General features: G+C 37.2%; 10 protein-coding genes. 2 read left to right on the forward strand and 8 right to left on the reverse strand.

Annotated elements, in window-relative coordinates; translation table 11 throughout:
• Window positions 1-30: 30 nt before the first annotated feature.
• The 5 genes from ASE01S_RS01650 to ASE01S_RS01670 all read right to left on the reverse strand — a co-directional run bounded on the left by ASE01S_RS01650 (window position 31) and on the right by ASE01S_RS01670 (window position 6883).
• Window positions 31-543, reverse strand: coding sequence for an adenine phosphoribosyltransferase (locus tag ASE01S_RS01650; RefSeq protein ID WP_067837269.1), 513 nt, complete (start codon window positions 541-543; stop codon window positions 31-33).
• Complete coding sequence (gene recJ / locus ASE01S_RS01655; RefSeq protein WP_067837272.1) at window positions 533-2863, reverse strand: single-stranded-DNA-specific exonuclease RecJ; 2331 nt, start codon at window positions 2861-2863, stop codon at window positions 533-535. The genes ASE01S_RS01650 and recJ overlap by 11 nt, the downstream gene beginning before the upstream one ends.
• A 132-nt stretch (window positions 2864-2995) precedes the next feature.
• Complete coding sequence (locus tag ASE01S_RS01660; protein WP_083511985.1) at window positions 2996-3337, reverse strand: LapA family protein; 342 nt, start codon at window positions 3335-3337, stop codon at window positions 2996-2998.
• Between the two features lie 573 nt (window positions 3338-3910).
• On the reverse strand, window positions 3911-6166 hold the full coding sequence (gene secDF / locus ASE01S_RS01665; RefSeq protein WP_067837276.1) for a protein translocase subunit SecDF: 2256 nt from the start codon (window positions 6164-6166) through the stop codon (window positions 3911-3913).
• 429 nt (window positions 6167-6595) lie between these two features.
• The gene (locus ASE01S_RS01670; RefSeq protein ID WP_067837279.1) at window positions 6596-6883 is read right to left on the reverse strand and encodes a post-transcriptional regulator; all 288 of its coding nucleotides are present in this window, start codon (window positions 6881-6883) and stop codon (window positions 6596-6598) included.
• 111 nt (window positions 6884-6994) lie between these two features.
• On the opposite strand from ASE01S_RS01670, the gene spoVB reads away from it, so the two are divergent.
• On the forward strand, window positions 6995-8539 hold the full coding sequence (spoVB, locus tag ASE01S_RS01675) for a stage V sporulation protein B (protein WP_067837282.1): 1545 nt from the start codon (window positions 6995-6997) through the stop codon (window positions 8537-8539).
• Window positions 8540-8547: 8 nt separating this feature from the next.
• Here spoVB and ASE01S_RS01680 read toward each other — a convergent pair whose 3' ends face one another.
• The gene (locus tag ASE01S_RS01680) at window positions 8548-9189 is read right to left on the reverse strand and encodes a DUF421 domain-containing protein (protein WP_067837285.1); all 642 of its coding nucleotides are present in this window, start codon (window positions 9187-9189) and stop codon (window positions 8548-8550) included.
• A gap of 162 nt (window positions 9190-9351) precedes the next feature.
• Window positions 9352-10641 carry an ArsB/NhaD family transporter gene (locus tag ASE01S_RS01685; RefSeq protein ID WP_067837288.1) on the reverse strand — a complete coding sequence of 430 codons (1290 nt, stop codon included), beginning with the start codon at window positions 10639-10641 and terminating at the stop codon, window positions 9352-9354.
• A gap of 136 nt (window positions 10642-10777) precedes the next feature.
• On the opposite strand from ASE01S_RS01685, the gene ASE01S_RS01690 reads away from it, so the two are divergent.
• Window positions 10778-11158 carry a TIGR04086 family membrane protein gene (locus tag ASE01S_RS01690; protein ID WP_067837291.1) on the forward strand — a complete coding sequence of 127 codons (381 nt, stop codon included), beginning with the start codon at window positions 10778-10780 and terminating at the stop codon, window positions 11156-11158.
• Window positions 11159-11353: 195 nt separating this feature from the next.
• Here ASE01S_RS01690 and ASE01S_RS01695 read toward each other — a convergent pair whose 3' ends face one another.
• Complete coding sequence (locus ASE01S_RS01695) at window positions 11354-12895, reverse strand: hypothetical protein (protein ID WP_067837295.1); 1542 nt, start codon at window positions 12893-12895, stop codon at window positions 11354-11356.
• Between the last annotated feature and the right edge of the window lie 58 nt (window positions 12896-12953).

Consider the following 12953-nt stretch of genomic DNA (forward strand, 5'->3'; position numbering starts at 1 on the left):
CGCACCAAAATCGGCACGCCCTGTCATCTGTTAATATTGCATAAGTGTTAGCAAATCATAGCTTTTTAATTTATCTCGACCGTTTAAGTAAGTCAATTCAATTAAGAAGGCACATCCTACAACAATTCCGCCAAGCTCCTCTACCAGTTTAATCGTTGCTTCAATTGTTCCACCAGTAGCTAACAGATCATCGGTGATAAGCACACGCTGTCCAGGCTTAATTGCATCTTTGTGAATGGTCAAGACATCCTTACCATACTCTAAGCCATAATCAACTTTAATCACTTCTCTTGGAAGTTTTCCTTCTTTGCGGACGGGAGCAAAACCAATTTCTAAAGCATATGAAACTGGACATCCTACAATAAAACCTCGCGCTTCCGGACCTACCACAATATCTACTTCTTTTTCTTTAGCATAATTAACGATGTCATTAACTGCTGATTTGTATGCTTTCCCATTGTCCATTAATGTTGTTATGTCTTTAAATTGTACTCCCTCTTTTGGCCAATCCTTAACAACTGTAATATACTGCTTATAATCCATAAATCATTTCCTCCTCTGTAGGATTTTTTAACCCTACTTGGCTTTCAAGCCATGTTTTAAGTTCTAAGTAATTTGAATAATATAATACCTGCTCAACCTCTTGTTGCTGTAGAGCTTTTTGATATGACAATGATTCCGTTAAGTCTCGTTTAATCACTTGTTGGTTTGGATGTACGATCCCATCAGTAATTTTAACAAATTCAAGCTCAGAAAACACTTGAATGATCCAGTCGATTTTACTTAATTGCCAGCCTTTGAAACGTGCAATTTGAGTCCGGTCTGATTGACGGTCATAACGACCCCGCTGAACAATAAATCCGTATAACCACTTAAAATCATCTCGTGTTGGGATTGACGTAAACAACTGATCCTGTTCAACTCTATAGCATGCATATATATTATTAGGTTGCAGATTGATCAAAACATTAGTAAGCTGATCTAGTTGATCTGGTATATCAATCAATACTAAATCATTTATTTTGTTTAAGTTCAACTTGTCTATTTCACTGATTGACAACACAGAACCATTTAAATCATTTGACTGGTTTTGAAAGCTCAAATAGATGGTATTTTTTGGTTCTAAATGATTAAGCTCCCGTTGCCAATGCTTAGATCCACGGTAATCAAACAGCTGCCACTCTCTAATACGTAAATCTCGAACAAGCATTTGCGGTGTTCGAACGCCATTCCATTCATTGACTTGTAGGGAACCAATGACTTCAAGGTTGGCATGAGCTGAAATTCGATGGTAGTGATGACCAAAGCCAAATCCAATCACTGCTAATTGATGATCGTCTTGCTCAATTATCATCTTCAAATGATTTTTTTGTCCACCTATTTGCCGTTTTTCAACAGCATATCCATCTAGATAAAAGAGTGGCTTAGGATTCGACATCCCAAATGGTGCCAAACGTTCAATATCCTGAATAGTAGAAAGATCTAATTGAGTTAGATCTAACTTAACCTCAATCTCAGCATGTTCTCTAAAATCATCAGGTGATAATTGCTCTCTAGCTGTTTCATTAAGCGTTTTCCTTAAAAGATTAATCTTACTCTGTTCGATTGTCATACCAGCAGCCTGTGCATGACCGCCAAATTGGACAAATAATTCACGGTTAGCCATCCCGGCTTCAAAAAGATCAAACGCGGGTACACTTCGAGCGGAACCTTTAGCATGACCGTCAGGCTTAATCGTTAAGCATAGAGCTGGTCGCTGAAAGGTTCGCACCAGTTTAGAAGCTACAATTCCTAGTACCCCTTCATTCCATTCTTCTTTCGCCACTACAATAACATCTCGCTGATCCTCTGCTTGCTGATTAACCATCGCAATTGCTTCCTTAACAATCTCATTAACGATCGATTGACGTTCTTGATTAATTAAGTTAATGGATGAAGCGATCCGTTGTGCTTCACTAGGATCATCTGTAAGCAAGAGCTCAACAGCGGGATAAGCCGTTTCTAATCGGCCAACTGCATTAATTCGTGGTCCGATAGAAAACCCAATATCTTCTTCTGTTACATTGCCCGCCAGACTTGCAACCTCTTTAAGGGCTTGAAGGCCTAGACGTTTACTCTGGCTAATTGCCTGAAGTCCGAATTTAGCAAGGATTCGATTTTCACCAGTTAAGGGGACAAGATCAGCAATGGTCCCTATTACAACTAAGTCGAGATACTGTTTAGGAAAATAATTCAACAAGTATTGGGCAACCTTAAACGCCACACCTACACCCGCTAACTCTTTAAATGGGTAATCCTTTGAATATTTAGGATGGATAATGGCCAATGCTTCAGGTAATTGCTCTTGTAGCTCGTGGTGATCAGTAATAATCAGATCGAGCCCTATTTCCTTTGCAACCTGTGCAGCTTCAAAAGCAGCAATTCCCGTATCAACCGTTATCACTAAATCAAAACCTTGACGTTTAGCTTCACGAAAGGCATCAGCATTCGGACCGTAGCCTTCAGTAAAGCGATTAGGTATATAATAGTCACACATAGCTCCAAGTTCATGAAGCGTTTCAACCATAATCGATGTCGCCGTTACCCCATCAGCATCATAATCCCCAAAGACTAGAATGCTTTGCCCTTGTTCAATCGCTTGGTTTACTCTTTCCTTTACAACATGCATTCCCTCTAATAAGCCAGGGTCATGTAGTTGATCTAATGTAGGATTCAAAAAACGTTCAGCCTGTTCAGCTGTGTTAACGCCTCGATGAGCTAATAACTGTTTAACTAACGGTGAGAGCTTTAAACGATCAAGCTCTTGGCTTAATGTTTGTTGATCTTTATATGTAAATTTCCAATCCATTTGACTTTCTAGCATAACTTCACCCCTGACCAATCTATTATACTAGAGACTGGCAAGGGGTTCAATCAATCTTTGCTCACTTCACTTTATTATGCTATCAAGAAATAAAATGTCCTTTGATTCTTTTAACATCTTTCACGTATAAAACTATTCAACATGACCTCCATTGCTATCCTGGTCCTCAGCCAGTACAGATGTATGATTACTAGCAAGTTCAAGCTCTTTTTCCAAAGGTGGCAATTCTCTTAACTTGACATTCTCCTCTTCAAGCTGGCGAATTCTCTTTCTAACACTGATCAAATGATAGAAGCTTACTCCACCCGTAATCAGGCCTCCTAATAAGGTTGAGACAAGAATGACAATGATTAATGGGGATTCTATTGTTGTAAATAAATAGTTAACTTCAACTGGATCAACATTAATGACTGCAAAAACGGCTACAATTAAGGCAAATATTAATGCTGAAATAATATAAGTTTGTCCTTTCATCTATTCACCTCATCAAATAGAAGTTATCTCTCTTAATATACCACAATTTTCATCTCAATAAACAAACGATTATCCATTAAACTTATATGGTGATTTTAGCCCAACATTTTTTAGTGGTAATTATCTTGTGTGGTTTCATTGTGGCTATAGGGTAAGGAGAGCATCGTCAGTAACATATCTGGCAAGACGATGGTTTTTTACCCCTTACTATTTACGGTTCCTCAAACCTGTTAAGTTCACACTGGCAAGAACAAAGTGCAGAGCGCCCGCTTAAAAACGTAGCGACTGGAGCGAATCAACTGAGATAAAAGAATCACGGTGAGCTTGCGAACCGATGATGACTTATCGTAGGGCAATTCGTGAAGTCGCCTAGTTTTTGGGGCTTCAAACTGGACGTCGCTAAACTGGTTGCCTACATGTTATCCACTTCCGAAAAATTCATCATTTTCTAGACAGATAAAAAAACGGACACGTGAAAATAGACACGTGCCCGTTCCTAATTAGAAAATTCGCTAAGTCCATACCTAACTGATCAAATTAAGTTCTATTTGTTTCATGAAAGCTCACATTATTTTAAACTTGTGGTTGATCATTTCTTTTTTTCTTAACAAATACAATGGGTTTTTCTTTAATTGTTCTGCCACGCCATACGAGCCAAATTTGTGTCGCCATAAACATAGACGAATACGTCCCTGCTATTAACCCAATCATTAAGGCGAATGAAAAGTTAGTAATCGCATTGGCGCCAAATAAAGATAGGGCGAGTGCTGCCACAATAATCGTTATAGATGTATTGATACTTCGTGCCAATGTCTGCATTAAACTGTCATTTACAATTTGAGATAGTACTTCAAAGGAACGAATCCGCTTTTTGGCTCTTAAGTTCTCTCGAATGCGGTCAAAGGTAACAATGGTATCATTAATGGAATAGCCTATAATTGTTAAAATAGCAGCAATAATCGTAATGTTAAATTCCAATTGTAGTACGCTAAAAATAGCTAAGATCAAAAATGCATCATGCAATAATGCAATAATAGCTGAGATTGCAGAGTAAAACTCAAATCGTATGGTAATATAGATAATCATACCAATTGAGGCATAAATCACAGCCAAAATAGCATTTCGAGCCAACTCTTGCCCGACAATAGGAGATACAGTACTTATATTAGCTTCAGTTTGATATATTTCCTGAAAATGATCACGTACCTCTGCAACGGTTTCCTGACTTAATTGCTGATCAAATCTGGCTATTGCTATTTCATTATTGGCACCAGAAAAGGTCAGACTGTGCACTTCAAGATCCAATTGATCAAACTGGTCAATCAGAACATCTTCACTAACAGCTTCACCCATATTAAGTTCTACTCTTGACCCACTAGTAAAATCAATACTTAAGTTAAGACCAAATATACTTAGTGAGATAATTCCGATCATAAAAATAGTTATTGAAAAAACAAAGAATTTTTTACGATGTTTGACAAAGTTAAGTTTTTTACCGAAAAAGGTTGTGTTAACTGTCGTCGATTTAGCAATATCTTGAATCGCCTCATGTTTCAAGCCAAACCATTGATAGCGTTTGTTTAGAAAACGACTTTTCACCCATAGTCCCAATAAAAAACGTGCTACAAATACAGTTGTCAATAAACTTAGTAGGACACTCACAATCAATAGGGTCGCAAAACCTTTAACTGAGCTTGTTCCAAAAATAAACAAAACTGTAGCTGCAATCAGTGTCGTAATATTGGTATCAAAAATCGTGGAAACTGAGTTTTTGTTTGCTGCTTCAAAGGCTGCCACCATCGTTTTACCTTGTCGTAATTCCTCTCGCATACGTTCAAAGGTAATAATATTGGCATCAACCGCCATTCCCACACCGAGAATAAGTGCTGCTATTCCTGGCAAAGTTAACACACCGTTCATCCAACCAAATACGAGAAGAACTAAATAAATATAGAGACTAAGCGTAATAATAGAAATCAATCCAGGAAAACGATAGTAAATTAACATAAAAACAAAAATGAATAAAATCCCTATCCCACCTGCTAAAATGGTTTCATTTAAGGCATCTATTCCAAACTGAGCACTTACAGAAGTGGAATACTCCTCGTTTAAATTAACCGGTAAAGAACCAGCATTTAAAATATCAGCGAGCTGTTTAGCAGTTTCTACGGTAAAATTACCATTTATCATAATATCTGTCGTATTTAGTTCACTTTCTATCATAGGTGCAGATATGAATTTCGGATGTTCCTTCACTGCCTCTTCATAGTAGGAATCACCTTCTTCATAGTCTAACCAAATGACCAATTGATTGCTGATTTCATTATCCGATAAGATCGAACGTGTGACATCACCAAGCAGATTGGCATTATGAAATTGAACGGTCACGATTGGCTGGTTGCTAAAGGGATCAAATTCCTGTCGGGCACTACCTTCAACTAAATCTGAACCATCCAAATATTCGTTGTCCTCCACATCTCGAAATGAGAGCCGTGCAGATGTTGAAAGTAACTCACGTGCTTGATCCTCATTCTCGATACCAGCTAATTGTACACGAATTCGATTCGGCTCCTCAATAGTAAAGTTCGGTTCACTCACACCTAATACATCGACACGCTGTCTAAGTGATCGGACAGTTGCATCTAATACCTCACTATTAATTTCCTGATTCTCATTTAACGGTTCAACTTCATATAGAATCTCAACTCCACCTTGCAAATCAAGACCTAGCTTAAGATTATCTGTTACATTAAACAATGTTGTACTGATTACCGCTATTAAAGTTGCTAAAATAATGAAAAAGCTTATCAGACGACTTCTTTTAACCATATGTATTTTTTCCTCCTTGCCATGTTCTTTAGGTTGGGATCAAATAATTTTACTCAACCTAAATGAAAGAACAAAGCCTATCCCATTAAGATGGAATAAACACTCATTCGTATTATGCTTGTAAAGTAAAACAATGTCAATTTTTTTCTACTTAATCCTTTGTAATCCACCTTGTGCTGGTAATTACTAGAGAGATATCGTTCTCACCGAAGCGACCTCTTTGGTGTGCTGAGAATAGAAGTGTGAAGAAATTTGTAGGAGCAGTAAAAGCACTTAGTTATTAATGGTCTAATTTTTTTCTCCAAATCAAAGACACTGTTTAATTTAGTAGTCCTATATTCCTCGAAATCAAATGTAGGACCGATTAAACATAAACCAGGGCTAATTTATTTCTAGACATCGTCACTTGTTTCTCAGTGTAAAATAGATTTAGTCAATATCCTCCATAACCGCTGCAATTGATGCCATTAAATCGTCAGTCTGATGGGCTTGAGTCGTCATATAGCTCATAAAAGTATGACCATTTAGATGAAGAATATCTTCCACGATCTGATGGAGCATCTTTTGACGGTTTTTTCTCCATACTTTGTTTAATAAACACTCCCAGATACTCTGAGGTGTCGCTTCATCATATCCAAATAGTTGAAGCTCACGTGCCTTACTATCAATCACTTTCTGTATTACAGGCTTCCAATCCTCGACGTGTTTTTCTTCCATGACGCTCCTCCTATATAAGCTTTTTCCACTAGCTTGTCATGCTTGTACATCATTGTTGCATATACATTATTGTAAATGAAATATAAAAATTTGAGAAGGTAGGATTTTTTTATGCCAAAGCAATCTTTTTTAAAAGGTACAATGATCCTTGTATTGGCAGGATTAATTACACGATTACTTGGCTTTGTCAATCGTATTGTTATGGCAAGGCTAATGGGTGAGGAAGGGATTGGCCTGTATAATATGGCCTTGCCTACTCTATTTCTAATGTATACTTTATCACAGGTTGGCTTACCTATTGCAATTTCCAAAAGGGTTGCAGAGGCATCAGCTCGTCAAGATCGACGAGAAATTAAACGCATACTAGTTGTCTCCCTTACCATTACGGGTAGTCTAAGTATTATTTTCGTATTTCTTATGATCTTCCTTTCTCCAATTGTTGCGGGACATCTTTTAACAGATGAACGCACATTATATCCTTTACTAGCGATTACACCCATGATTCCAATTAGTGCAGTAAGTGCAGTAATTAGGGGATACTTTCAAGGCTTGCAAAATATGAAGCCCCAAAGCTATGCTCAAATTATTGAGCAAATTGTCCGCATTTCATGTATCACCCTTTTTGTTAATTGGCTTATCCCATTTGGGATAGCCTATGCTGCCGCTGGGGCGATGCTTTCTGTTATTTTAGGGGAATTAATCTCCTTAATCTTTATGATAAACTATTTTAAATCAAGCAAGAAAATAAAAATAAGACGGGCGTTTTTTTCTACTTTAAAAAAGAGTCGATCGACAGTAGAGTCCCTTCTCTCTATTGCTTTACCAACAACAGGAAGTAGATTAATCAACTCTGCATCCAATTTTTTAGAACCTATTTTAGTTTCCCAAAGCTTAGCCTTTGCGGGTTTAACCACATCAGTGGCGACTAGTCAATACGGTATCCTAACTGGCTATGCTATTCCTTTATTGTTTTTTCCAACATTTATCACACACGCCCTGGCGATTGCGCTTATCCCGAATATTAGTGAAGCTGAAGCAAAGCATCAGCATCAGCTCGTTCATTATCGAATAAATCAAGCTATCAGGATTTCATTTACATCTGGAGCGATTGCAACCGTAGTCCTTGTCCTTTTTTCGGATCAAATTTTACAATATATGTACCATAATACTCAAGCTAGCTATCTTGTTTCGTTTATGGCACCATTTTTCTTATTGACTTATGTTCAATTCCCACTGAGTGCTACCCTTCAAGCACTAGACTTCGCTAAATTCGCGATGTGGAATACACTTATCGCCACAGTAGTTGAATATATTCTATTAATCGCACTAGCGACTCAGCCCTCATTAGCTATCTTTGGCGTAGCCATTGCACTTTCAGTCGGTACAGTATTAACGAGTTTCTTACATTATTTTAGTCTGAAGAAAACAATTAAGTTTAGTTTGAAATGGATGGATATAGGGAGAATGGTGATATTAGTTTTGGTGACATGGATACTCGGTCAACAGCTTCAGAGCTTTTTTCCAAACTATCAATCTAACCCGATCTCCTTTTTGTTTTTACTAGCGCTCTTACTGATTATTTACTTGATCCTTGTCTTTACTTTTAAAATCATTACTTTTGATGAACTAAAGCCGCTAATCAGACAAAAACGCTGATCATCGTATCAGCGTTTATCTTTAACATCAATATACCAATTATGTGCTTGATCATACGTACAATAGGAAATTTGACGATAGTCACGATAGCCTCGTTTCCTGAGCTCTTCCTCTAACCACGCTTGGTCTTTTTTTAAGATGGTTAAAATATCTTCTTGAATCTCACCATCCATAATTAATAGGTAGACCATCCCTGTTGATACTGGTTTTTCCTTTGCAAAAACTGACAGCTTTCCTGAAGGCTCTAAGATCGCATATTCGACGTCTTGTACAGCCTTTATATCTTTCTCATGGAGTTGCTGAGTTAAATCATCAAAGTTGTAGCGTTGCTTTCTCATTTCATTTTCATCTATTTTACCGTCAGCAATGATCAGAGATGGCTTTCCCTCAAACCAGTCTCTAAAACGTTTACTTTTAAGTGACATGATCGCTGTCACACGTTGAATAGCAACCAGAATAAGTATAGGTATAGTTGCTTCCATTATTGTCTTATTTGAGTCTTCAATCATAATGACCCCTATTTCAGCAATAATAATAAAGATCACCACATCAAGCAAGCTTAATTCGCCAATTTCTCTTTTTCCCATTAGCCGAAAAACTAATACAATCATACAATACGTCAATATCGTTCGGACGATTAACGTGATCATTCATTATCCCTCATTTTTATCCTGATCACTCATTACCTTTCCCATATGTAACGGTCTTATGTAGCTTTTTTTATAAAGGCTTTTTGATAAGTAAGCTAAATTAAGGGGAATTTCGGCTGAAAGTTAGCTTTCCTATCACATAAGAGTTCTTAATAACATGACCTATAGGAATGGGATAAGATGGCGGAAAAATAAATAAATGGTCGAAAATATCAATGTAACAATAACAAGAGGGACGCCAAATTTTAGGAAGCGAATAAAAGGCAGAGGATGACCATTTGCTTCTGCTAAACCAGCAACCACGACATTTGCAGATGAACCCACTAATGTTCCATTACCTCCTAAACACGAGCCTAGTGCTAAGGCCCACCACAAAGGATCTAAATACTCAATGCCATATGAATGGAACTCTTTAATCACTGGAATCATAGCGGCCACAAACGGTACATTATTAACAAATTGAGTAAACAGACCGGAGAACCATAGAATTCCAATCGAGGTTGACACGATATTTCCTTTGGTTAAATAAATTAATTTTTCTGATATAAAGCTTAACACACCAACCTCCTTCAAGCCTCCTACTAGGATATATAAACCAATAAAGAAAAATAGTGTATCCCACTCTACCCGTTCAAAGACTTTTGTGGTCTCAATTTCCTTTTCAGTTAGTAACAAAAGCAATAACGCTCCCGAGATAGAAACTGTTATTAAATCAATATGAATAATCGAATGCAGTAAAAAACCAAGCATAGTCAGGATAAAAACACAAATTGCTGAAGGAAGAATTTTTTTATTTGTTAAATAATCAGCTGGATTTAGTTTAAATAGTTGCTTAACGAGGTATTCCTTTGTTTTTAATTGTTTGCCAAATATCACTAACATAAGGCAATTTAAAACAACCAGTAAAAATAAAACAATTGGACCTAAGTGGATAATAAAGGACATAAAGGTAAAATGCTCGATTGCCTGGCCAATCATAAGGTTAGGAGGATCACCGATCAATGTTGCTGCACCACCAATATTAGCGCTGAAGATAATCATAGTTAGAAATGGGAAACTAGGAAGTTTTAAAAGCTTTGTCACAGAAAGAATAACAGGCACAAATAAAAGCACTGTTGTCACATTATCAAGTAATGCTGAACAAATTGCTGTAATTAGTGACGTGCCAATGAACACCAACTTCGGTTGACCTTTAACAAGCTGGGCAAATTTAATCGCGATATATTGGAATAATCCTGTTTTTTCAGTTATTCCTACAATAACCATCATTGAAAAGAGTAACGCAATCGTATCCCAATCAATATAAATCTTAAACGCCTCATCCCATGTGTAAATATGTGCAACCATAAGCATTGTCGCACCTGTCATGGCTACTAATGCCTGATTAACTTTACCTAAAATAATAAAGAAATAGCATATGATAAAAATACCAACTGCCAATGTTATACCCACGTTTTCTCCTCCTAGCCCCGTACATTATCACTTTTATACTATATGAGTTGTCCAAGCGAAATATCGATGTCTAATTAAGTTTCTCCGAACATATATTGTAGACAAGTAGTAGATTGAGGAAGGAGCGTGTATCGTCATGAGACGACATAGTACAGCATTATTGTTTGGTTGGTTAATCATGTTGATGTTTTTATTCCTGACTAGTCTGGTTTTAGCCATTGCTTTACGTTTTACTCATTTACAAAATCCATTCTTTAATCAATTAACTACAATCTTAGGTTTTTTGATTATCTTTATTAGTGCATTTATTTCAGGAGCAAAGGCTAAGCGTAAAGGATGGTTAGTCGGGGCATTATTAAGCATCGGTTTTACCCTAATCGTCTATCTTTATCAATTTTTAGGAAATGGAGAGCACTTTACCTGGCAACAAATGATCTATCATATTGGATTCTTTTTTACCAGTGTTTTTGGGGCAATTTTTGGGGTTAATTTATTTGGGGATAAGAGAACAAGCTAATTTGATGCCAAATTATCCGTATGATTAAAAAAAGTTCTGAGAACAATTTAGTTACCATAGCTCTAATCATACCAGAGCTATGGTTACTTAAATGAATGTTGCACCGATAAATTTTTTTATCGGTGCAACGATGACTAGCAGTATTTTAACACCCTAAATCGCTAATAGATCAATCTAAAAAAGTTGGCCGCTATGCTATGAGACTAAAAGTGTAGCAGCTAGAATACCAAAAAGACCGATAAAGGTCAAAATATAAACAGGAAGCTTTGGCATTTCTTCATTATTTTCCATTGCTTTCCCGAACATAAAGAAGACAAACGGATGGACGAGGAAGGTCATCGAAAACGTAAACGTAATTAAACCTGCCGCTTCCATACCAAACATTCCCTCTTGAATACCTGCAAATAAACCAAAATGGGAAATCGCTGATGCTTTCGCCATGGCACCAAACTCAAGCGATAAAGGACCGAAACTTAATAATAACAGCCCTCCAAAGATCGCTATGATTTGCCAGCCAAAGCCAAATTGAAGTAAAGATTTAAGCTCATCACGATCCTGGCCATTTGCCTTCTTGAGATTTCTTAGTCCAATAATAAGTAAGGCCACTCCTACGGTTAACATTAATAAAGATGGAATCAACCATAGTGAACCTTTTTCAACACTAACGGCTAAAATCGAGAAAACAAAGATATGCATTGCAAATGGAATGTTAACAAGCATTGGCGCACGCTTTGCTGCACGATCGCCAAGGTCTCCTGCTGTACACGCACCTGTTAGTCCAGTATGTGATAAAGCACCAGCCATTCCCGGAGCTAGATTTCGGACATTAGCCGTACGGCCAAAATAAATTAAGAGGGCCATACCACCGAACATCCAAAAAATTTGACCAAAGAAGCCATAACCTAATACGGCTCCCGTCCCCTCCATTTCAAATACTTCAATAATTCGTGAACCACCTACCATGAAGTTTCCTGCTAATACAACCGGTATACCAGCAAAGAGTAACGCTTTAATAGTTGGTCCAAAAGCGTAACGATAAAAGATAATACCTAATAAAGTTGAAATAACCATGGCAAAGAAAATTGAAGGAAGAGCAACTAGACTATGTATAAGTTCTGCCATATGGAAGGCAATAATTAAGATACCTACGATGACAATTATTTCGAGGACTCCCTTACGAATATAGAGAGGTTTTTCTAGAATCTTGGCTTTACTGTCGATTAAAATAATTGAACCGATTAGGCCGAGGTAAGCCATGATGGGATAATAGTTAGCAAGTTCCCCACTATTTAAGCCAAGCAATAAACGTGTAATCGCTTCAACACCAATCAATAAGAAAAATGACCGCACAATAAGAACAAGTTGTGTTCGACTTGTCCCTAATACTACCTCTTCTTCTGAGTGAATCAAGAGTTCCTTAGTCTCCATTGACTTATTACCAAAAATCTTCCTTATTTCTTGACCACCTACGAAAAACGTGACGATGAGTGCGATATTGGTCGTCTTTGAAATAAGCTCCACGACTGGAAACTGAAGCAGGCCTGGCTCTGCTAAGTCACTTGCTACTAAGACGAACCCCATTGCTAAACCAAAGATTACAATAATTAAAATAGGAGAGTAGCGTGTACCAGCAACCACCGTTCGGGCGATTAAAACCATTGGAACAAGTAAAAAAAGTGATAAAAGAAAATGATTCAATAGCTGTAAGCTATCAACCTGTTGAATGAGTTGTTCCATTAAATAACTCCTTTCTAAATTTAAATGTGAATTCATACACACACTTATTAATATTACT

Source organism: Amphibacillus sediminis NBRC 103570 (assembly GCF_001552275.1).
GTDB classification, from domain to species: domain Bacteria; phylum Bacillota; class Bacilli; order Bacillales; family Amphibacillaceae; genus Amphibacillus_B; species Amphibacillus_B sediminis.

Coding starts and splice junctions, on each gene's coding strand:
- ASE01S_RS01650 (WP_067837269.1), bottom strand. CDS start 543: ATGGATTATAAGCAGTATATTACAGTTGTTAAGGATTGGCCAAAAGAG.
- ASE01S_RS01680 (WP_067837285.1), bottom strand. CDS start 9,189: ATGATCACGTTAATCGTCCGAACGATATTGACGTATTGTATGATTGTA.
- spoVB (WP_067837282.1), top strand. CDS start 6,995: ATGCCAAAGCAATCTTTTTTAAAAGGTACAATGATCCTTGTATTGGCA.
- secDF (WP_067837276.1), bottom strand. CDS start 6,166: ATGGTTAAAAGAAGTCGTCTGATAAGCTTTTTCATTATTTTAGCAACT.
- ASE01S_RS01690 (WP_067837291.1), top strand. CDS start 10,778: ATGAGACGACATAGTACAGCATTATTGTTTGGTTGGTTAATCATGTTG.
- ASE01S_RS01670 (WP_067837279.1), bottom strand. CDS start 6,883: ATGGAAGAAAAACACGTCGAGGATTGGAAGCCTGTAATACAGAAAGTG.
- recJ (WP_067837272.1), bottom strand. CDS start 2,863: ATGCTAGAAAGTCAAATGGATTGGAAATTTACATATAAAGATCAACAA.
- ASE01S_RS01695 (WP_067837295.1), bottom strand. CDS start 12,895: ATGGAACAACTCATTCAACAGGTTGATAGCTTACAGCTATTGAATCAT.
- ASE01S_RS01660 (WP_083511985.1), bottom strand. CDS start 3,337: ATGAAAGGACAAACTTATATTATTTCAGCATTAATATTTGCCTTAATT.